This window comes from Mesorhizobium sp. M0664 (genome assembly GCF_040320565.1).
Classification (GTDB): Bacteria; Pseudomonadota; Alphaproteobacteria; order Rhizobiales; family Rhizobiaceae; genus Mesorhizobium.
The window spans coordinates 1-18,985 of sequence record NZ_JAMYPW010000012.1 but is presented as its reverse complement, the minus strand read 5'-3'; the positions used below and the strand labels follow the sequence as shown (position 1 = coordinate 18,985).

17 protein-coding genes, 1 tRNA gene and 1 pseudogene are annotated in these 18,985 nt (G+C 62.9%); 8 read left to right on the top strand and 11 right to left on the bottom strand.

Going from position 1 to position 18,985, the window contains the following annotated elements:
* Positions 1-136 precede the first annotated feature (136 nt).
* The 9 genes from omp10 to NKI39_RS14225 all read right to left on the bottom strand — a co-directional run bounded on the left by omp10 (position 137) and on the right by NKI39_RS14225 (position 9,690).
* Positions 137-511, bottom strand: coding sequence for an outer membrane lipoprotein Omp10 (gene omp10, locus NKI39_RS14265; protein ID WP_023720183.1), 375 nt, complete (start codon positions 509-511; stop codon positions 137-139).
* A 187-nt stretch (positions 512-698) separates the two neighbouring features.
* Entirely contained in the window at positions 699-2,144 is a 1,446-nt protein-coding gene (locus NKI39_RS14260) for a homospermidine synthase (RefSeq protein ID WP_352448220.1), read from the bottom strand.
* Positions 2,145-2,266: 122 nt separating this feature from the next.
* A complete protein-coding gene (locus NKI39_RS14255; protein ID WP_352832451.1) occupies positions 2,267-3,505 on the bottom strand; it encodes a hypothetical protein in 1,239 nt (412 codons plus the stop codon).
* Entirely contained in the window at positions 3,489-4,445 is a 957-nt protein-coding gene (locus NKI39_RS14250) for a heme-dependent oxidative N-demethylase family protein (RefSeq protein WP_352832449.1), read from the bottom strand. Before NKI39_RS14250 ends, NKI39_RS14255 begins: the two co-directional genes overlap by 17 nt.
* Entirely contained in the window at positions 4,442-4,729 is a 288-nt protein-coding gene (locus NKI39_RS14245; RefSeq protein ID WP_352469536.1) for a YciI family protein, read from the bottom strand. Before NKI39_RS14245 ends, NKI39_RS14250 begins: the two co-directional genes overlap by 4 nt.
* 17 nt (positions 4,730-4,746) lie before the next feature.
* Entirely contained in the window at positions 4,747-5,409 is a 663-nt protein-coding gene (locus NKI39_RS14240) for an aminotransferase class IV family protein (protein WP_352469537.1), read from the bottom strand.
* Positions 5,358-6,509, bottom strand: a complete 1,152-nt coding sequence (locus NKI39_RS14235) for an aminodeoxychorismate synthase component I (protein ID WP_352539351.1) — start codon at positions 6,507-6,509, stop codon at positions 5,358-5,360. The genes NKI39_RS14240 and NKI39_RS14235 overlap by 52 nt, the downstream gene beginning before the upstream one ends.
* Before the next feature lie 157 nt (positions 6,510-6,666).
* Positions 6,667-7,464, bottom strand: coding sequence for a helix-hairpin-helix domain-containing protein (locus NKI39_RS14230; RefSeq protein ID WP_352832446.1), 798 nt, complete (start codon positions 7,462-7,464; stop codon positions 6,667-6,669).
* A gap of 390 nt (positions 7,465-7,854) precedes the next feature.
* A complete protein-coding gene (locus tag NKI39_RS14225; RefSeq protein WP_352832444.1) occupies positions 7,855-9,690 on the bottom strand; it encodes a M3 family oligoendopeptidase in 1,836 nt (611 codons plus the stop codon).
* Between the two features lie 152 nt (positions 9,691-9,842).
* Between NKI39_RS14225 and NKI39_RS14220 the strand changes: the two genes are divergently transcribed.
* The 3 genes from NKI39_RS14220 (at position 9,843) to NKI39_RS14210 (ending at position 13,773) form a co-directional block, all read left to right on the top strand.
* The gene (locus NKI39_RS14220) at positions 9,843-11,405 is read left to right on the top strand and encodes a sigma-54-dependent transcriptional regulator (RefSeq protein WP_352832442.1); all 1,563 of its coding nucleotides are present in this window, start codon (positions 9,843-9,845) and stop codon (positions 11,403-11,405) included.
* 359 nt (positions 11,406-11,764) lie between these two features.
* Positions 11,765-13,618 carry a peptidoglycan L,D-endopeptidase MepK gene (gene mepK, locus NKI39_RS14215; protein WP_352832439.1) on the top strand — a complete coding sequence of 618 codons (1,854 nt, stop codon included), beginning with the start codon at positions 11,765-11,767 and terminating at the stop codon, positions 13,616-13,618.
* Positions 13,619-13,699: 81 nt separating this feature from the next.
* Positions 13,700-13,773: transfer RNA gene (locus tag NKI39_RS14210), tRNA-Gln, on the top strand.
* Between the two features lie 43 nt (positions 13,774-13,816).
* On the opposite strand, the gene NKI39_RS14205 is transcribed toward NKI39_RS14210, so the two are convergent.
* Positions 13,817-14,455, bottom strand: coding sequence for a 2-dehydro-3-deoxy-phosphogluconate aldolase (locus tag NKI39_RS14205; protein WP_352469543.1), 639 nt, complete (start codon positions 14,453-14,455; stop codon positions 13,817-13,819).
* 169 nt (positions 14,456-14,624) lie between these two features.
* On the opposite strand from NKI39_RS14205, the gene trhO reads away from it, so the two are divergent.
* Positions 14,625-15,545 carry an oxygen-dependent tRNA uridine(34) hydroxylase TrhO gene (trhO, locus tag NKI39_RS14200; protein WP_502898571.1) on the top strand — a complete coding sequence of 307 codons (921 nt, stop codon included), beginning with the start codon at positions 14,625-14,627 and terminating at the stop codon, positions 15,543-15,545.
* Between the two features lie 22 nt (positions 15,546-15,567).
* Here trhO and NKI39_RS14195 read toward each other — a convergent pair whose 3' ends face one another.
* Positions 15,568-15,927, bottom strand: a complete 360-nt coding sequence (locus NKI39_RS14195; RefSeq protein WP_352539344.1) for a YybH family protein — start codon at positions 15,925-15,927, stop codon at positions 15,568-15,570.
* A 276-nt stretch (positions 15,928-16,203) separates the two neighbouring features.
* Here NKI39_RS14195 and NKI39_RS14190 point away from each other — a divergent pair, with 276 nt between their 5' ends.
* From NKI39_RS14190 to NKI39_RS14175, 4 genes and pseudogenes are all read left to right on the top strand, one after another.
* The gene (locus NKI39_RS14190; RefSeq protein ID WP_352488764.1) at positions 16,204-16,950 is read left to right on the top strand and encodes a tellurite resistance TerB family protein; all 747 of its coding nucleotides are present in this window, start codon (positions 16,204-16,206) and stop codon (positions 16,948-16,950) included.
* A gap of 222 nt (positions 16,951-17,172) precedes the next feature.
* Entirely contained in the window at positions 17,173-17,928 is a 756-nt protein-coding gene (locus NKI39_RS14185) for an SDR family oxidoreductase (RefSeq protein ID WP_352469547.1), read from the top strand.
* A 191-nt stretch (positions 17,929-18,119) separates the two neighbouring features.
* Positions 18,120-18,572, top strand: a complete 453-nt coding sequence (locus tag NKI39_RS14180; RefSeq protein WP_352448203.1) for a hypothetical protein — start codon at positions 18,120-18,122, stop codon at positions 18,570-18,572.
* A gap of 25 nt (positions 18,573-18,597) precedes the next feature.
* Positions 18,598-18,905 (top strand): annotated as a pseudogene (locus NKI39_RS14175) (transposase); the annotation flags it as partial.
* Positions 18,906-18,985: the final 80 nt, after the last annotated feature.

The window sequence follows — 18,985 nt, the reverse complement described above, 5'->3', positions numbered from 1 at the left end:
TCTTGTTTGACTGGGTTGGGCTATGTTCACATCGCGTTTCAGTCGATGCAAGCGGAAATCGGCATCAGCTTTGCCGGCGTAAGAAGACGGCGGCTTGAAGCCGCCGTCTTGTGCAAAGTCAATTCGGAATCGAATTTCAGGTGCGCCTGGTCAGCACAAAATTCTGCCCGCTCGCGCTGGTGCAATTGAGCTGGCTGGTGGAGACCATCAGGCAGTTGAAGCTGATTGGCGTCTGGCGGATCAGCGAAGTGCCATGGATCTCGACCGAGGTGCCGCCGGTCATGGTGTAGCTGCCATCGGCAAGCTTCTGGCCGGTGTCGGTTGCGACGGTCGCGAAGCTGCCGCCCTTGAAGGTGGACAAGCCCGTGCCCTGCGCGTCGATCCAGGAGCCTTCAACCCCCTTGGCCGTGATCACCGGCGGCTCGCCTGGGCCGGTTGTCGTGCAGGCCGCCAACGCGACCGTAGCGGCCGCGGCAATGCCAGCCGAAAGCAGTCTTTGCGCAATCGTCATCTTCAAGATCCTCTCCTCTCGCATCGGCCCGAAAATCGATCCGATTTTCGGAAAGCACGATGCGCACATTCAAAGTGCTAGAGCGTACTTTGTGCGTCCAAATGGACGCACGTGGCTCTAGGCCGCCCCTCTTCAATCGCCCGATTTCCGGGCGATTGCAAGCTGGCCGAGTGTCGAGGCAACGCTGCTATCGAACGAGGATGTTGCGGAATTGCCACGGGTCTTTGGTATCGAGATCCTCGGGAAACAGACCAGGCCGATTGTCGAGCGGTGTCCAGTCGGTATAATAGCTCCTGACCGGCCCGAGATAGGGGCCCTGCACGTCGAGGCAGCGCTTGTAATCCATCTCGTCGGCCTCGACGATGCCGGCCTCGGGATTTTCCAGCGCCCAGACCATGCCGGCCAGCACCGCCGACGTGACCTGCATGCCGGTGGCGTTCTGATAGGGCGCCAGCTTGCGCGCCTCGGCCAGCGACAGCTGCGAGCCGTACCAGTAGGCGTTCTTGGCGTGGCCGTAGAGCAGCACGCCGAGTTCGTCGACGCCATCGACCAGTTCATTTTCGTCGAGCACGTGATGCACGGGCTGAGCCTTGCCGGCGACACCGAACATCTCGTGCAGCGACAGCACTGCGTCGTTGCAGGGATGATAGGCGTAATGGCAGGTCGGCCGGTATTGCACCTTGCCCTTCTTGCCGCGCAGCGTGAAAAAATCGGCAATCGAGATCGCTTCGTTGTGTGTCACCAGGAAACCGTATTGCGGGCCGGGCGTCGGACACCACGTGCGCACGCGTGTATTGGCGCCGGGCTGCTCCAGATAGATCGCGGCCTTCGAACCGTTCTTGTGGCTTTTGGCGTTCTTCGGCATCCACGCCTCATGCGTGCCCCAGCCGAGCTCGGCCGGCTGCAGCCCTTCCGAAATGAAGCCTTCGACCGACCAGGTGTTCCAGAACACGTTCATCGGCTTGGGCTTCTTGGTGCGCTGGGTGTCGCGCTCGGCGATATGGATGCCCTTGACGCCGGCCTTCTTCATCAGCCTGGCCCAGCCTTCGCGATCGTGCTGCGCGGGTTCCGAGAAATCGAGCCCAAGATCTGTGGCGAGATTGACCAGTGCCTGCTTGACGAACCACGAGACCATGCCCGGATTGGCGCCGCAGCACGAGATCGCCGTGGTGCCGCCCGGGTTCTTCGCGATTTCAGTACGTACGGTCTCGCGCAGCGCATAGTTGGTGCGTGAGGCGTTGTCGGCCTTCTCGTCGAAATAAAAGCCGAGCCAGGGTTCGACCACCGTGTCGATATAGAGGACGCCAAGCTTGCGGCAGAGCTTCATCAGCTCAAGCGAGGAAGTGTCGACCGACAGGTTGACGCAAAAGCCCTGGCCGCCGCCATTGGTCAAAAGTGGTGTCAGCAGCTTCTTGTAGTTCTTTTTGGTCACCGCATCCTGCATGAAAGTGATGCCGCGCTCGTCGAGCAATTTACGGTCGGTGTCGCGCGGGTCGATGACCGTCATGCGCGACTTGTCGAATTTGAAATGGCGCTCGATCAGCGGCAGCGTTCCCCGTCCGATCGAGCCGAAGCCGATCATCACTACAGGGCCGGTGATCTCACCGTAAACGGGCCAGTTTTCATTCGCCATTTATCGATTACTCCCTCAAAAAACGCTTCGGAACAGCGGCTTGGCCGCGGCGCGACAAACCATAGATCATTGTCACAATAAAGCGAAAAGCGGACGGCCGGCCTCACGCCGCGCCATCCCGGCTACGGCTCGACTAGTCTTGCGAATGCAGGCTTGAAGAGGTCACGTGCCTCGGAGACCGGCAGTTCCAGCAGATCGTCGGCGCAGGCCTGGATGGCATGCGGCAGGGTCTGGAGCCCGAAAACCAGAACCTGCTTGTCGCCCTCACGCCAGAGGCTGACCGCTAGATATTCGCCGATGAGATCGTCAATGCCGCATTCGGCTTCGTGATCGATATCGGTCTGATCGATCGGTTTCTTGCGCCGCTGCTTGACGAAGGAGGCCAGGGAAGGACCGGGCTTGCCATCCACCGTATCCGAGAAAATGTCCTGAAGGCCAAGCAGGACGCCGCGCCGCACATCCATGATGTAGGCGTCCGAATAGTTGGTCGGATGCGCTCCGCCGCAGAAGATGCTGCCGGACTCCCGCCAGCTCATCAGCCGCGGAGTCAGCGACGTCACTTCGAATGTGCTGTCCTCATAGCCGCCGAGCGTGCCGCCGTTCATACCGTCAATTGGCCCGCCTTCGTTGAAACCGGCATATTGCGCCGCCACGCAGCCCAGTGCGCCGATGTTTGCGCGCCAGTGCCTCTCTTGCAGCAGAGCATTCGCGGCCTCGATCGGAACGTCGCCGGACAGTTCGACAATGCGCGGCGTGGCAAACCTGGTGCGGGGGTCGACGACATAGCGGTAGGTTGCGTCCGGCCAACCAGTCGTCTTGCCGTTATCGAGCTGAGTGTCCATCCGCAGATAGTCATAAGGGGACGTTTCCATAGTGAGCGGCGTGTCATTGGCGAAGAACTTCATGAAGCTGAAATCGTAGAGATCGAGCGGGGTGCTGGGCTCGTTCCCGGTCACTTGCCGACTTGCGACCCGTTCCAATCTGAGCGGCAGCGCCTTCTTTCCGTTCCAGCTGCCTTCAAGGGTCTTGCCGTTACTGGATGAGGCCAGGCGCCACACGGCGGCAATCGGCGCGGCCTTTCCGTCATCGCAATTGTCGGTGCCGCATGCCTCCTCCTCGGCCAGTTCGAACTTGCTGCCCCTTTGAGACCGGGCCTGCAGCGGGATGTCAACGCCCTTCGAGCGGTAGAAATAGCGGCCGGCCAGCGGGCCGCCGGGCGCCACGGGGTCGCCGGTGAATTCGACGACGATATCGGCCTTTCCAAGCTTGCCGGCATAAGTCACCGGCTCCGCCTCGGCTGCTGTCGACAGTACCAGGATCGCGGCCATTAACGTGACCGGCCTGCTAAGATGCTGGATCATTGTTCCCCCCAGCGATCATTTTCAGTGTTCCCACCAGCCGGTCACGGTCGGCGGTCATCCCCTTGTAGTCGAGTTGTGCCTCGTCCAGCGCCAGAAGTTGTTCGGCCAAGGACGCCGCGAGCGCCGCGCGGTCGGGGTGGCGTTCCAGCACGGCGAGCGGGTCGAGATGGATGCGGATGGTGAAGAGTACGTCGCCCGAAACGGGGAGCTTTCTCAGCGTCTGCCGCTCGACGCGGATAAAGGCATGGGCGTCGATGTCGCCATCCGGGAATCTCGACGGGCGACTGCTGGCGCGGTCGATGCGTTCGAGGTTGGAGAGCGGATGGTAGAGCGCGTCGCCCGCCTGGATCGACCAGTTGTAGCGCTCGACGGCTTGGCCCTGGAGGCCGTCGAACATGCGGTTGATGAGATCGGCCGGGCGTGTGCCCGGGCCGAAACCCGGTACCGGCGCGTGGATCTGCTGCAGCGGCTTGCCGAATTTTTCGATCAGCGACCATGACGACGGGAAGCAGAGCGAGCCGGCCGCCAGACGCCAGCCGCTCTCGTCGCGACGCATCAGGATCAAATCCTCCTGGACGAGCAACGAGGCCGCGACAAGCGGCGCATCGCTGAAAGAAGCTGAGGTGCCTGAGCCCTCGAGATTGTCGATGCCGCCGATCACCTCGATCGCATTGTCGGTACGCCTGTGGGTCTCAGGAAAGTTCGCCGCCAGATGCGCACCGAGCAGATCGAGCACTTCGCGCTGAGCGTCGCGCGTTGTTTGCTCCTCGACAAAAACCTTGCCGGGAATTTCCGCATAAAGCCGGCGTTTCTCGGCAAGATAGGGCACCAGATATTCGTCGACCTCGATCCAGCTATCGAGATTGAGCGGCTTCAGCCCGATGGTGAACAGTTTCGACGAGCCGTCATAGGGTGTGTGGGTCGGCGGGCGGAAGCTCATGCCTCTTTGTAGGCTTCCAGTGCGGCGGCGGCCATTCTCGCCGTGAATTCGGTGATTTCGTAATCGGCGGCACCTGCCTTGGCGAAGGGATCGTCCGCCAGTCTGGCTTCGAGCACTTCGCGTGGACCACGCGCGATGATGATGCCGCCGGTCCTTGGCCGCTTTGGCCCGGAGGCGACAAAGATACCTTGCGCATAGCAGGCCTTCAGCCACTCGACATGCGCTTGCTGCAGGCGGTCGATCTCGGTCAGCGGCACCTTGTAGTTCAGCGAAACCACGAACATTGTTGTCTCCAGATGCTTCAGCCCAGCCGCGCCGGGATCAATCCGCGCAGCGAGTTGCCGACGAACAGCGCCTTGGCCGATTTCAGTTCGTTCCACGTGTAGACCGCTTCACCGGCGCGGCCTTGATCCAGCAGTTCGCCGCGCAGGACGCCAGGCAGCAGGCCGCAATCGAGCCGCGGCGTGGCCAGCACGCCGTCGCCGAAATCGGCAAAGACATTAGTGATCGTGCCCTCGCAGATTTCGCCGCGCTCATTGGCGAGCAGCACCTCGTCGGCGCGCCCGGCGAGATATTCGGCGCGCGCGCGCGTATAGGTTTGTCGGCGGCTGGTCTTGTGGCGCAGCAGCATATCGCTCGAATCAAGCCGCACGCGCGCCAGCTGCAGGGTCCAGACCTTGTCTGCGGCGAGCGGCTCGTAGGGCTGCACCGACACCGCCATTTCGCCCTTGCGCGACAGGACGAGGCGGGTGCGCAACGCGATCTGTTGGTGGCCGACCGCATTCATCAGCGCTTCGCCGACCCTTGTCGGATCGCAGGCGAAACCGAGTTCGCTTGCCGAGCCGTAAAGCCGCGCGAGATGGCGGTCGAAACGGAGGAAACCCGAGCCGGGTTCCCAGCGCATTGTTTCGATCAGTTCGAAATCGGCAGTGTTCCCGTCGCGAAACGGGCTTTCAGCAGACACTCCTGGTACTCCTCTTCGGCTGTCGAATCGAAGACGACGCCACCGCCGACATTGTAGACCGCCTCGCCATTGGCAAAGAGCGAGATGGTGCGGATCGCCACCGAAAAGCGCATCCGGCCGCCGGGCGCGATCCAGCCTATGGCGCCGCAATAGACATCGCGCGGGCCACTTTCCAGCTCGCGCAGGATCTCCATGGCGCGGATCTTCGGTGCGCCGGTAATCGAGCCGCAGGGGAACAGCGCGGCGAAAATCTGATGGATGGCGAGGCCGGGCAAGAGTTTCGCCCGCACGCGGCTCACCATCTGGTGGACGGTCGGGTAGCTCTCGATGCGGAAAAGCTCCGGCACATCGAGCGTGCCAACCTCGCTGATCAGTGAGATGTCGTTGCGCAGGAGATCGACGATCATCCGGTTCTCGGCCTGGTTCTTCTCGTCGTTGCGCAAGAACGCTTTCAGGCGATCGTCCTCGGCTTTTGTTGCGCCGCGCGGCGCGGTGCCCTTCATCGGATGCGTCTCGATCATGCCTTCCGCGTCCACCTCGAAGAACAGTTCGGGCGAACGCGACAAGACGATCGGATCGCCGAGCGCGACCAGCGCCCCATACTTCACCGGCTGGCGTTCGGTCAGCGCGTTGAAGGCGACCAGCGGGTCGCCCGACCACTGCGCATGGACCGGAAAGGTCAGATTGCCCTGGTAGCAGTCGCCCTTGCGGATGTGGTCATGCAGCCTGGCAAAGCGTTTGGCGTAGTCGTCCGAAGACCAGGCTGCCTTGGCGTCGAAGATTGGGCCGTTGCTGGCCGGCGGATCGCCTGGCGCGACCGTCTGCTCGACCGGCGCATCGAACACGCCGAGGCAAAAAAGCGGGGCGCGGCGGCCGGCCGGCAGCAGCGGAACGAGCTTGGGTTCGAGCAGGTAACCGGCCTCGTAGGAGAAATAACCGGCCAGCCATTTGCCGCCGTCATGTGCAGCCTGCGCGGCTTCCAGCGCCGGTAAAAAATCCGCCTCGCCATGCGCTGCGATTATCTCGGCCGGCCGGTCGAAAACGAGCTGCCGCGCGGTCTCGTCGTTCCTGAAAATTGCAAAGGGCAGGGGCAGGGACATAAGGCTCGGATGCTGCGGTCACCAGCGATCGATCTATATGGGGGCTCGACCGTGCGCAATCGAGGGAACGGCGTCTCAAGACGCAAAGGCGCGGCGGGCAAAAACAAAAGCGGCGCCCGAGAGCGCCGCCTTGTTCCCGATGCCGCCTTGCGATGGATCAGGTGTTGCTGGCTTCTCCCGCGGTCGGGAAGCGGCGCGCAAATTCCTTTTCGTCGCCGGCGGCAAGCAGTTTCGCCTGCTCGATCCAGCGTTCACGTTCGATGCGGCCGTCGAAATTCAACGTCGTCTCGATCCGCTTGACATCGTCGGGTGTCCAGGCGGCGATCTGGGCATAGGTCGTGACCCCAAGCCCTTTGAGCAGCCGCTCGTTGGTCGGGCCGATGCCGATCAGGCGACGCAGGTCGTTGGCTTTGCCTGGGGCAATAGCTGTTGCCTTGCCGGTCGCGGCTTTCTTTGCCGCCGGCGCGGCCTTGCTTGCCGCCGGCGCAGCCTTGCTTGCCGTCGGCGCGACGCTCGCTTTCGATGCAGGCGGTTTCGGCGTTGCCGTTTTCGCGGCACTTGCGCGTGGCGCGGTCGCGGCCTTCGCCGTTGCAGATTTCTTCGGCGCCGGTTTGGCTGGTGCGGATGTCGAAATCAGGGTTGACGGCGCCTGCATCGCCGCCTTGGTCGCACCGGCATTGGCGGCTGGCGCCTTGGCTGTTGCCGCCTTCGCGGTTGGCGCCTGGGTGGTTTTCGCCTCGCCCAGCCGGCGTTCGAGATCGGCGCGGGCGCGGCCGCATGCATCCAACTCACCGGTCAGACGGTCGCTATCGGCCCGCAATCTGTCGCGTTCGCTGCGCGTGCGGTCTAGATCGCCGCGCAAACTGTCGAGTTCGCCACGCAGGCGTCCCCAAATGAACCAGCCAACCAACACACCTACCAGGAACGCCAGGAGCATGTAGAAAAAAGTGCCCATTGTCTTTCTCTCTCCAGTCCGATCCGTCCGCCCTGGCCTGTAGAGCCATGACCTCGGCGAAGGACCATTCGATGGTGGTTCCGCAATTTGCAGAACAGCCGGCTTCGATCGAGCTGTCGGCGACCGGTTTGCCCCTGGCCAACAACCGTTGTCGCATCCGCCGACACGCCATGGCCGGTCGGGATTTTCCGACCGGATCCATTCGTGCCCGGCTGAGCTTGAGGGCGGACGCTATCATACAGCTTACGGGAATCTAACGGAAAACTTCCATGGAAAGTTATTTAAGAACAAATAACCAAGACAAGAATAGACCATCGCCAATATGCGTTGCTGCTAAACTGTTCTGGAAAACCCGGTCATCCGGTGTTGCGCATCGCCCAGTGTTGCGCATCACTTGTCCAGTGTTTCCAGCTCGTCGATCAGTCCGCTGATCACGCCAAGCCCGATCTGCCAGAAGGCAGGGTCGGCCGCGTCGAGGCCGAACGGCGCTAGAAGCTCGGAATGATGCTTGGTGCCGCCGGCGCGCAGCATGGCAAAATATTTCTCCTGAAAGCCGCGCTCGGCGTTCTGGTAGACCGCGTAGAGCGAGTTCACCAGGCAATCGCCGAATGCGTAGGCATAGACGTAGAAAGGCGAGTGGATGAAGTGCGGGATATAGGTCCAGAAAACCTCGTACCCTTCGCGCAGCTTGATCGCCGGCCCGAGGCTTTCCGCCTGCACTTCCAACCAGAACTGGCCGAGCTTGTCGGAGGTCAGTTCGCCGCTCCTGCGCTCGGCATGCACCTTGCGCTCGAACTCGTAGAAGGCGATCTGGCGCACGACCGTGTTGATCATGTCCTCGACCTTCTGGGCGAGCATGGCCTTGCGTTCGCGCTTGTCGGTGGTCTGCTCGAGCAGCGAGCGGAAGGTCAGCATTTCGCCAAACACCGATGCGGTTTCGGCCAGCGTCAGCGGCGTCGATGCCATCAGGGCGCCCTGGCCGCCGGCCAGCACCTGGTGCACGCCGTGGCCGAGTTCGTGCGCCAGCGTCATCACATCGCGCGGCTTGCCCATGTAGTTGAGCAGCACATAGGGATGCGCCGAAGGCACGGTCGGATGGGCGAAGGCGCCAGGCGACTTGCCGGGTCTCACCGGTGCATCGATCCAGTTGCGGTCGAAGAAAGTTCTGGCGATCTCCGCCATGTCGGGCGAAAAGCGCTGGTAGGCGGAAAGCACGGTGTTCTTGGCCTCGTCCCAGCCGATGACCGCCTGTGGGGTCTCGGGCAATGGCGCATTGCGGTCCCAGTGGTTCATCACCTCCATGCCGAGCCAGCGCGCCTTCATCGCGTAATAGCGATGCGACAGGCGTGGATAGGCGTCGCGAACCGCGGCGGCGAGCGCATCCACCACGCTGCGTTCGACGCGATTGGCGAGATGGCGGGAATCGGCAATGTCCTCGAAGCCGCGCCAGCGGTCGGAGATCTCCTTGTCCTTGGCCAGCGTGTTGGTGACCAGCGTAAAGACGCGCAAATTCTTGCGGAAGGTCGTGGCCAGCGCCTCGGACGCCCGGCGGCGCACCTCGCTGTCTGCGTCCTGCAGGCGATTGAGCGCCGGCTCCAGCGTCAGCTCCTCGCCGTCGACGTCGAAGCGCAAATCGGTCATCGTCTCGTCGAACAGGCGGTTCCAGGCCCCGCGCCCGGTGATCGATTTTTCATGGAAGAGCTGCTCTATGCGGTCTTCGAGCTGATAGGGCTTATCCTTGCGCAGATCGAGCACCCAGGGCCGGTAATGGGCGAAGGCCGTATCGGCGGCGAGTGCGGTTTCGATCGCACCATCGTCGATGAGATTCAGCTCGAGCGCGAAAAACAGCAGGTGCGCGCTGGCATCGGTCATCTTTTCCTGGATGTCGCCATAGAGCTTGGCGCGCTGCGGATCCGACGTGTTGCCGGCATAGACAAGCCCGGCATAGGAGACGATGCGGCCGATCAGCTCCTCCAGCACTTCATAGACCTGAAGCGCCTCGCCAAGCCTGCCGGCGCCGCCACGCCCGGCCTCGGCGGCGAGCGTGCCTTTCCAACGGCTCTCGAAGGCGATGGCATCGGCGGCGGCCTTGGCGATGTCGCGCTTCAACTCGGGCGCCTCCATGCCCGAATAGAGATCGGCCAGATTCCATTCCGGCAGGTCGCCAAGCTCCGCCACGCCCTGACCGGGCGCCGCCGCCAGCTTTCGAGCAAAAACCATGCGCATTGCCGATCCTTCCAGACACAAAAATTCGAGGAAACGAGAAGCCGGTCAAATCCTAAGGAATTCATTCACCGGGTTTTTTGAAAGCTTATTTAGAACCCTGTGCCAAGATGATCCATAGGGCGCATTCTCGGGCGGGCACGGTCGGATCAGTCATGGCAGCTTCCATACTCATAGTCGATGACGATCCCGTGCAGCGCAGGCTGCTCGAGGCGGCGGTGACGAAATTCGGCCACACCGCGATCGTCGCCGATGGCGGCGAGGCCGGTCTCGATCTCGTCGACGGACCCAATGCGCGCGACGTGTCGGTGATCATCCTCGACCTGATGATGCCGGGCCTCGATGGCATCGGCGTGCTGAAGGCGATGCGCGAGCGTGGCATCCACATTCCCGTCATCGTGCAGACCGCGCAGGGCGGCATCGAAACCGTCGTTTCGGCAATGCGTCACGGTGCCTTCGACTTCGTCGTCAAGCCGGCCTCTCCCGACAGGCTGCAGGCGTCGATCGGCAACGCCCTCAAGGTCGAAGCGCTCGAAGGCGAAGTGAAGCGCTCGTCACGGCAGCGCGGCGGCCATCTGACGTTCAAGGACATGATCACCCACAGTCCGGCGATGGATCGGGTGATCCGGCTCGGCAGCAAGGCGGCGGCGTCCAACATTCCGATCCTGATCGAAGGTGAATCCGGCGTCGGCAAGGAACTGGTGGCGCGCGCCATCCAGGGCAGCGGCGACCGCCGCTCGAAACCCTTCGTCACCGTCAATTGCGGCGCCATCCCCGACAATCTGGTCGAATCGATCCTGTTCGGGCACGAGAAGGGCTCGTTCACCGGCGCCACCGAAAAACATACCGGCAAGTTCGTCGAAGCGCACACCGGCACGCTGTTCCTTGACGAGATCGGCGACCTGCCGCTCGACGTGCAGGTCAAGCTGTTGCGCGCCGTACAGGACGGCGAGGTCGATCGGGTTGGCGGGCGCTCGACCGTCAGGGTCGACATCAGGCTGATCTCGGCAACCCATCGCAACCTGCTGCAGCAGGTCAAGGACGGAAAGTTCCGCGAGGACCTGTTCTACCGGCTGAACGTCTATCCGATCTTCGTGCCGCCATTACGCGACCGTCGCGGCGACATCCCCTATCTGGTCGAGCACTTCATGGAGAAGGTGGCGCCCGCCGATCCGCGCCACCGCCTGCGGGGCATCTCGGCTGCGGCGCTTGCCATGCTGCAGGCCTATGACTGGCCGGGCAACATAAGGCAGCTCGAAAATGCCGTCTTCCGGGCTTCGGTGCTTGCCGACGGCGACATGCTGACTGAAGAAGAGTTCCCGCAGATCCGGGCGCAGGTCGAGGGCACGGTCAATCTCGATGCGGGTATCGCCTTGCCCAATTCAGTGGGGCCAGCTTCAGGGTGGCCAGCTTCTGGAGTGGCTTCGGGCAGCCAGCCGCGTGATAACGTCCCGGCCGCCGTCGGCGTCGCCGCGGCCGAGCCCGATGCACCGGCCAGGCCTCGTTTCGGCACGCTGCGGGCGCTCGACGAGCGCGGCAATGTGCGTGCGCTGGCCGACGTCGAACTCGAAATGATCAAGCTCGCCATCGATCACTATAACGGCCAGATGAGCGAAGTCGCCCGCCGCCTCGGCATCGGCCGGTCGACGCTCTACCGCAAGCTCAAGGAATACGGCATCGACCCGGAAACCGGCCGCGTCGAACGGCTCGCTTCCTGAGTCACAGGGCCAAGCCGGTTCTCATCCGGGCATCATCCCACGCAACTGCGCCTCGAAATGATGTGTTCGCCACAGTGTTCACGTATTAAGGCGGACGGTAACAGATCGTGTTTCGAGCTGGCGCCAAAACATGATCTAAACCAGCGGTTTACCAAGATATCCTGCGCAATATTTTTGGCGGGATATCGCCACCGTGTTACCGCATTTCGGCTTCAATAAGCGATGATTAACCATTAGGATCGATATTCGGATGCACACACCACGCATCCGTTTGGTCAAATCCGGGGACAAAACGGCAGCCTGCAAGGCCTTTTGATTTGAACAGAATCGAACGACACGAAAACGGGCGGCATTATCACATGAGCGTCTGGCCGAGATGGCTGGCAGCGGTGATTGTTGCCGTCGGGTTCCTTGCAGCGGCGGCAACCGGCGCCAGCGCCGAGACACGTTCGCTGAAGCTCTATCATCTCCACACGCATGAAAAGGCGGAGATCGTCTACAAGCGCAACGGCCGCTACGACCAGGCGGGCTTGCGAAAGATCAACATCATCCTGCGCGACTGGCGTCGCAACGAGCCGACCAAGATGGATCCGCGCCTGCTGGACCTGGTCTGGGAGGCCTATCGGGAGAGCGGCGCCACCGACTACATACAGGTCGTCTGCGGCTATCGTTCGCCGGCCACGAATTCGATGCTGCGCAGCCGCAGCAGGGGCGTCGCCGAAAAAAGCCAGCACATGCTCGGCAGGGCGATGGATTTCTATATTCCCGGCGTGCCGCTGAAGAAGCTGCGCGACGTCGGCCTCAGGATGCAGGGCGGCGGCGTCGGCTACTATCCCAGCTCCGGCTCGCCCTTCGTGCATATGGATGTCGGCAATGTACGCCACTGGCCCGGCATCAGCCGCCAGGAACTGGCGCGCGTGTTCCCCAACGGCAAGACGCTGCATGTGCCGAGCGACGGCAAGCCGCTGCCTGGCTATCAACAGGCGCTCGCCTCCTACAAAGCCCGCAAGGGGGCCGGCGCGCCGGCCATCGAACTCGCCAGCGCAAGCGGCGGTGCCAAAAAATCCCGTGGGTTCTTGGCAGCCCTCTTCGGCGGTGGCGACGACGAGGCGGACGACAGCGCCGACGTGGCGATGGCCGAGCCGGCGCCAAAGCCCCGTAACGTGAAGCCGGCGCCGTCCGCCAAGAGCAGCAACCTGCCTGGCATTGCCATCGTCGCGCCTCAGGATGCCAAGCGCGCTCAGATTCCGGAAGTCGCCGATGCTCCGGCGCCTGCGCCTGAACCGGAGAACGACACGCCGGAGACGATCATCGCGGCATTGCCTGCCCGCAGCATCCCGCTGCCGGATTTTGCTCCGCGCCCGAAGACGGACGTCGGCGGCCAGCCGCCTGAGAACGTTCCGTTCGGCGTGGCGGATGCGGCTGGATCGACTGAACAGGCGGTGGCGACCGCGCAAGCGCCGGCAAGTGTGGCGCCGGCAAATGTTCCGTTCGGCATAGCAGACCCGTCTGCTGCGGCCGGCCCGGTGCAGGTCGCTGCAAACAACATTCCCGTGCCGAGCTGGCGGCCCGATCATTCGCTGCCGGCCGATCTTTCGCCTGCTAGTCTTGCGCCGCAGGACAAGCAAGTGTTGCTGGCGCTGGCGAGTGCGGCCGAGCGGAGCAACACCGCCACCGACGCATTCTCGGTGTTGCCGTCGGCGCGGCCCGACAGTTCCCAGCCCGACGAGGTCAAGGCCGTTCTGGAAAGGGTCAGCGCGACCGACGAATACAAGGTCGCGTCGCTTTCCGAGCAAGCATCGGTGTTCGAGGAACCGGCGAGCGACGACGGGGCATCGAGCGACGGGGCATCGCCGCGCGAGGCCATCGTTGCCCGCCCGGCCGGCTCCGATCCGGCCGCCGTCATCGGTGCAGGCGTGAAGACCACACGCAAGGAACCCAGGGCCACCGCCCGCGACCTGAAGCCCGGCCCCAAGCCGGTGGTGGTCGCCGCCGCGCCGCAGGCCGCCCGGTGGGCGCTGCACAGCGGTGAGTATGTCGCAACTGTTTCAGATGCGACAACGGCGCCGCGCTACGCCTACGACTTCGTCCGTACGGCACCGAGCGAGGTCTATACGATAGGCTTCCAGCCGGGCAACGAGATGGCCGACGCAAACCGGTTCACCGGCAAAGCCGTCAAGTTCATGTCGGTTGCCCGCTTCAAGACCGAGTAGGCCGCGCTGGGCACCTCGCGCGGCCTCCACCGCCGGCACTGGCTTCCTTCATCCAGGGATGCTAACCACTGGTCGGCATTCTCCCGCTTCGTCTAATGGTAGGACAGCGCCCTTTGAAGGCGTGAATCGTGGTTCGAGCCCATGAGCGGGAACCAGCCCGGCGAACCAGATCGGCGGCGGCTTTTGATGCAGAAGATGCTAGCGCCCGAGCTTGCTTGCCGCGCGCGCCAAGGCTTCGATCTCGTCCCATTTGCCGGCCTTGACCAGATCGTCCGGCGCCACCCAGGAACCGCCGACGCAGATGACGTTGGGCAGGCTGAGGTAGTCCGCGGCATTCTTGCCGGTGATACCGCCGGTCGGGCAGAATTTCACGTCGGCAAGCGGCGAGGCGAAAGCCTTGAGCGAAGCGATGCCGCCCGACTGTTCGGCCGGGAAGAATTTCAGAAAGCGCAGGCCGGCTTCGCGGGCGGCCATGACCTCTCCCGGCGTGATGGCGCCGGGCAGCAACGGCACGTCGCTGTCCTTGGCTGCCGCGAGAAGCTCGCGGGTGATGCCGGGGCTGACGATGAACTTCGAACCGGCGGCCGCCGCCTCGCCGAACTGGCGGGCGTCCAGGATGGTGCCGGCGCCGACGACGGCGTCTTCAACCTCGCCCGCCACCCGGCGGATCGCCTCCAGCGCGTCGGCGGTGCGCAGCGTGATCTCGATCGCCGGCAGGCCGCCGCGGGCCAGCGCCCGGGCCAGCGGCACCGCGTCGGCGGGATTGGCGATCTTCAGCACCGGTATGACCGGCTGGCCGTTGAGGAGCGACAGGAGCTTTTCGGTCGTGCTGGGCATTCGTCGTCTCTCCTCTGTTGATCAAGTCGACCGGTTAGCAGAAGGAGGTTTTTCTGTCCACGAAACGCGGCGTGTCGCGATGTCACGCGTGGTGTTCGAAACCTTCCGCGATCAGACCGCTCCCGGCTCTGCCTTGATCCGGCTGTCGTGAGCGTCTAGTGGCTTGGTGATGACACTTCCCAGCCAAGCCTTCCGCGTTGCCGCGCTTTACCGCTTCGCCCGGCTCGACACCTTCGAGGCGCTGCGCGCGCCGCTCGCCGCCTTCTGCTACGCACGCGGCATCAAAGGCACGCTGCTGTTGGCGCGTGAGGGCATCAACGCCACGGTCGCCGGCAGTGAAACGGCAATCGCCGCGCTCATCGATCATCTCGAATCCATCGACGGTCTCGCCGGCCTCGAGATCAAATACAGCAGCGCCGCAACGATGCCGTTCCACCGCATGAAGGTGCGGTTGAAGCGCGAGATCGTCACCATGGGCGTGGAGAATATCGATCCGGCGGCAGGTGCAGGCACCTATGTCGCGCCGGCCGACTGGAATGCACTGATCTCGGATACGGGCACCATCGTCATCGACACGCGCAATGCCTACGAGGTGTCGCTCGGCACCTTCAAGGGCGCTGTCGATCCCGCCACCAACAGCTTCCGCGAATTCCCGGCCTGGGTCGAGCAGCATCGGCACGAGCTCGACGGGCGCAAGGTCGCCATGTTCTGCACCGGCGGCATTCGCTGCGAGAAAGCGACAGCCTATGTGAAGTCGCTCGGTTTGGAGGATGTGTTCCACCTCAAGGGCGGCATTCTGAAATATCTCGAGGACGTGCCCGCCGAACAGAGCCTCTGGCAAGGCGAATGCTTCGTCTTCGACGAGCGCGTTTCGGTATCGCACGGGCTGGTCGAAGGCGAGGCCGAACTCTGCCGCGCCTGCCGGCATCCGCTAGCCGCGGAAGACCGGCTGTCGCCGCAATATGCCACCGGCGTTTCATGCCCGCATTGCTTCGATGCCCGCTCGGACGAAGATCGCGCCCGCTACGCCGAGCGCCAGCGCCAGGTCGAGCTGGCGCAAGCGCGCGGCGACCGCCACATCGGAAGTTAGCTTCACGTTAAGCAACTTTACGTTAAGCAACAGAGAAACGATCGATGACCCACAGCCATGTCCCGTCGTTCTGCCGGCGCGCGACCTCGGTGGTGATGGTGCCGTCAGGAAGCCGGGTCGAGGTCAGCGCCAGGTCGCCATTGACGACAGCCGGGCGCTGATCTCCGGACTGAAATTTTCGGCCGGTTGCGGTGATCTCCGCGAACAGCCCCCGGATGGCTTCGCGGCCGAACGTCAGCTGTCCGCCACCGCTGTCGATGACGGCATGCTGCTCGAAAAGCGCGGCCATGCCGTCAATGTCTCCGACCCATTGCCGTGAAATCAACAGGCGCTCCAGTTCCTGGGGGTCGCGTGCCGGCTGGCGGTCTGTCTCATCGGTCATGCCAGGCTCCTCTCAAGCGACATGCCGCGACATTAGTCGAAGTCGGGGGCGGTTTCGACACGTCCGATGTCCAGAGCGTCGCGCGTTTTTTGACGCGGATGGAGGCTGCAGCATTATAATTTCCGCGTGAAATCCCAGCAGATGTCGGTGCGAAGTCATGCGTGGCAGCGGGCAAAAGGATGCGCCGCGTCATTGTAATGTCAAACTGCGGGACCTAGGTCTTCGACGTGCAAACCTGCCCGCGCACCTTCGGCCGGGCCAATTCTGGAGGCATTGATGTTCGATCCCAAGAAGCTCCTCGACGATCTGCTCGGCTCGCAAGTTCCCGGCACCGGATCGACTGTCCGCGACAAGGCGGGGCAGGCGGTGCAGATGGCCAAGGACAATCCGCTTGCCGCCGGCGCGCTGGCCGCGGTGCTGCTCGGAACCGGCCCAGGCCGCCAGGTCACCGGTGCGGCGGTGAAGCTTGGTGGGTTGGCTGCGATCGGCGGCCTCGCCTACAAGGCCTACCAGAACTACAAGAACGGCAACGCGCCGGCCGAGACGCAAGCTGCAGGCGAACCGGAATTGCTGCCGCCGCCGGCCGATACCGCCTTCCATCCGTCGCAAGCGCCGCAGGGCGAAGACGAATTCACGCTGACGCTGGTCAGGGCGATGATCTCGGCGGCGAAGGCCGACGGTCACGTCGATGACGAAGAGCGGCAGAAGATCGCCGGCAAGCTCAGCCTCGCCGGCGTCGGCGCCGAAGCGGAGAAATTCCTGATGTCGGAACTGGAGGCGCCGCTCGATCTGGATGTGCTGATCGCCGGGGCCAAGACCGATGCGCAAAAGCTGGAACTCTACACCGCCTCGCGTCTTGCCATCGATCCGGACACGCGGGCCGAACGCGGCTATCTCGACCTGCTTGCCGGCCGTCTCGGCCTGCCGGATGCGCTGGTCGACCATGTCGAGGCGACGGTGACGGCGGCGAAGGTGCCGGCAGCGGGCAGCACGGCCAAGCCGGTCGCAGGCTCGCGCTGGTAGCTCGAAGAGGAAGCCTCGGAGCTCGGCGCCGTTGGCGTTAGCTTCTCGTTAATCCGGTGAGCGCATGATTTCAGTCAGTCGGATCGGTTTTCCTCCTCCCATGCCCGGTTCGGATCAGGGGCGGTCGCCAACGGCCGCCCTTTTTTGTGAGCACAGGCTTTGGGCCGGCTTGCCATGGTTCCCGTCATTTGCGATGCCTCATCCCTTTCAGGGAGTACAGCCATGACCGACTATAAAACCGCCATCGTCACCGGCGCCGGCACGGGCATCGGCAAAAGCGTCGCCACGGCGCTGCTCAAGGCCGGCTGGAATACGGTCTTCTGCGGTCGCCGCAAGCCGGTGCTGGAGGATGCGATCGCCGCGGCCGGGCCGACGCAGGCCAAGGCATTGGCCTTCGCCTGCGACATCAGCAAGGCCGATCAGGTCGACGATCTGTTCGAGACGGTGGCTGCGGCTTTCGGGCGCGTCGACCTGCTCTTCAACAATGCCGGCACGAGCTACAAATCGACATTGATCGACGACATCCCGGTCGACGTGTGGAACGACATCGTCGGGGTCAATCTCACCGGCTCGTTCCTGTGTGCTCGCGCCGCGTTCGGCGCCATGCGCAGGCAGCAGCCGATGGGCGGCCGCATCATCAACAACGGCTCGGTATCGGCCTATGCGCCACGGCCGGGCTCGGTGCCCTATACGGCGACCAAGCACGCCATCACCGGGCTGACCAGGACGCTGGCGCTGGACGGCAGGCCCTTCGACATTGCTTGCGGCCAGATCGACATCGGCAACGCGCTGACCGACATGGCGCAGGCGATGACGGTCGGCGTGCCGCAAGCCAACGGCACCATTGCCGCCGAAGCGGTGATGGATGTCGAGCGCGTCGCCGATGCCGTCCTCCATATGGCCAGCCTGCCGCTCGACGCGAACGTGCTGTTCATGACCGTGATGGCGACGAAGATGCCGTTTGTCGGGCGAGGGTAGGCAACCGGTCCAGGTTGTATACATGTCGTTGTCCCAAAACCGCTGCGCACTTTGGGCGACATGCACTAGACTAGGCCGTAAACTCATAAATGCGGAATGACCGGGATAGGTGGAAAGCGGGCTTGGGATTTGTGGAAAGCGGTCATGGCACATGTCATGCTTGAATTGCAGTCATAGAGAATGGTTCATGCATGAATTGGGAACAGATAGCATCGGATTTCGCTTGGGACGGCTCCTGGCGAGACATCTACGTTCTGAACACGTCTGAGGCAGATTGGCAGGTCGTCTGGGACATCCTCCTCGAATGGACCCCGCCTGCTAGTTTCAGTGTCTCCGGCAAGATCGAGTCGATGCCATTGGGCGTCGAAGCGGCCCTGGAAAGCGAAACAGGCAGCTTACTGTCTTTTTACGTCGGGCCAATCCAGCTTGCATGTCACTTCTTCAGCGCTGTCGAAATTGAGTTCGACTTCGATCCAAGGCAAGTCAGCGGAAAAACCGAGGTTGAGAAGCTTGACCGCTTTATGCGATTGCTCGGTGACGCTACTGGGAAGCAGATAATTCTTACGCAGGAAAATGATCAAGAGGCTATCATCGCCCGCTACTCTCCCGATCTTGAGAGTGTGGTCTGGACGGCACTTTCATAGCCAAATGTCTGCCTCCGCAGCGGACTTGATCAAAGATTTGCCTGAAGGTGCGATGCTGCTCGCCGACAAGGGCTACGATGCCAACGCATTGCGCACTGCCATCACCGACCAGAACACTTGGGCCAATATCCCGCCCAAAGCCTATCGCAAGGCCCCGATCTGCTTCAGCCCTTCCTATACAAAGCCCGTAACCTGATCGAGCGCTTCTTCAACAAAGCCAAACAGTTCCGTCGCATCGCGACGCGCTACGACAAGCTGGCTGAGAACTTTCTTGCCGCCCTAAAACTGGTCGCAATCCGCATCTGGCCACGTAGCTATGAGTCTACGTCCTAGCACTACTTTGGCAGATTAATCCTCGGTTAACGATGATCGGCCATCTTTGGCGCTCCAACAGGGGTGCGAAGGATGGCAGA

Bases quoted from the DNA above. Each gene is read 5' to 3' on its own strand.
- NKI39_RS14190 (WP_352488764.1), top strand. From the start codon at position 16,204: ATGTTCGATCCCAAGAAGCTCCTCGACGATCTGCTCGGCTCGCAAGTT.
- NKI39_RS14235 (WP_352539351.1), bottom strand. From the start codon at position 6,509: ATGTCCCTGCCCCTGCCCTTTGCAATTTTCAGGAACGACGAGACCGCG.
- omp10 (WP_023720183.1), bottom strand. From the start codon at position 511: ATGACGATTGCGCAAAGACTGCTTTCGGCTGGCATTGCCGCGGCCGCT.
- NKI39_RS14220 (WP_352832442.1), top strand. From the start codon at position 9,843: ATGGCAGCTTCCATACTCATAGTCGATGACGATCCCGTGCAGCGCAGG.
- NKI39_RS14245 (WP_352469536.1), bottom strand. From the start codon at position 4,729: ATGTTCGTGGTTTCGCTGAACTACAAGGTGCCGCTGACCGAGATCGAC.
- NKI39_RS14205 (WP_352469543.1), bottom strand. From the start codon at position 14,455: ATGCCCAGCACGACCGAAAAGCTCCTGTCGCTCCTCAACGGCCAGCCG.
- NKI39_RS14180 (WP_352448203.1), top strand. From the start codon at position 18,120: ATGAATTGGGAACAGATAGCATCGGATTTCGCTTGGGACGGCTCCTGG.
- NKI39_RS14230 (WP_352832446.1), bottom strand. From the start codon at position 7,464: ATGGGCACTTTTTTCTACATGCTCCTGGCGTTCCTGGTAGGTGTGTTG.
- trhO (WP_502898571.1), top strand. From the start codon at position 14,625: ATGACACTTCCCAGCCAAGCCTTCCGCGTTGCCGCGCTTTACCGCTTC.
- NKI39_RS14195 (WP_352539344.1), bottom strand. From the start codon at position 15,927: ATGACCGATGAGACAGACCGCCAGCCGGCACGCGACCCCCAGGAACTG.
- NKI39_RS14185 (WP_352469547.1), top strand. From the start codon at position 17,173: ATGACCGACTATAAAACCGCCATCGTCACCGGCGCCGGCACGGGCATC.
- NKI39_RS14260 (WP_352448220.1), bottom strand. From the start codon at position 2,144: ATGGCGAATGAAAACTGGCCCGTTTACGGTGAGATCACCGGCCCTGTA.
- NKI39_RS14255 (WP_352832451.1), bottom strand. From the start codon at position 3,505: ATGATCCAGCATCTTAGCAGGCCGGTCACGTTAATGGCCGCGATCCTG.
- NKI39_RS14225 (WP_352832444.1), bottom strand. From the start codon at position 9,690: ATGCGCATGGTTTTTGCTCGAAAGCTGGCGGCGGCGCCCGGTCAGGGC.
- NKI39_RS14250 (WP_352832449.1), bottom strand. From the start codon at position 4,445: ATGAGCTTCCGCCCGCCGACCCACACACCCTATGACGGCTCGTCGAAA.
- mepK (WP_352832439.1), top strand. From the start codon at position 11,765: ATGAGCGTCTGGCCGAGATGGCTGGCAGCGGTGATTGTTGCCGTCGGG.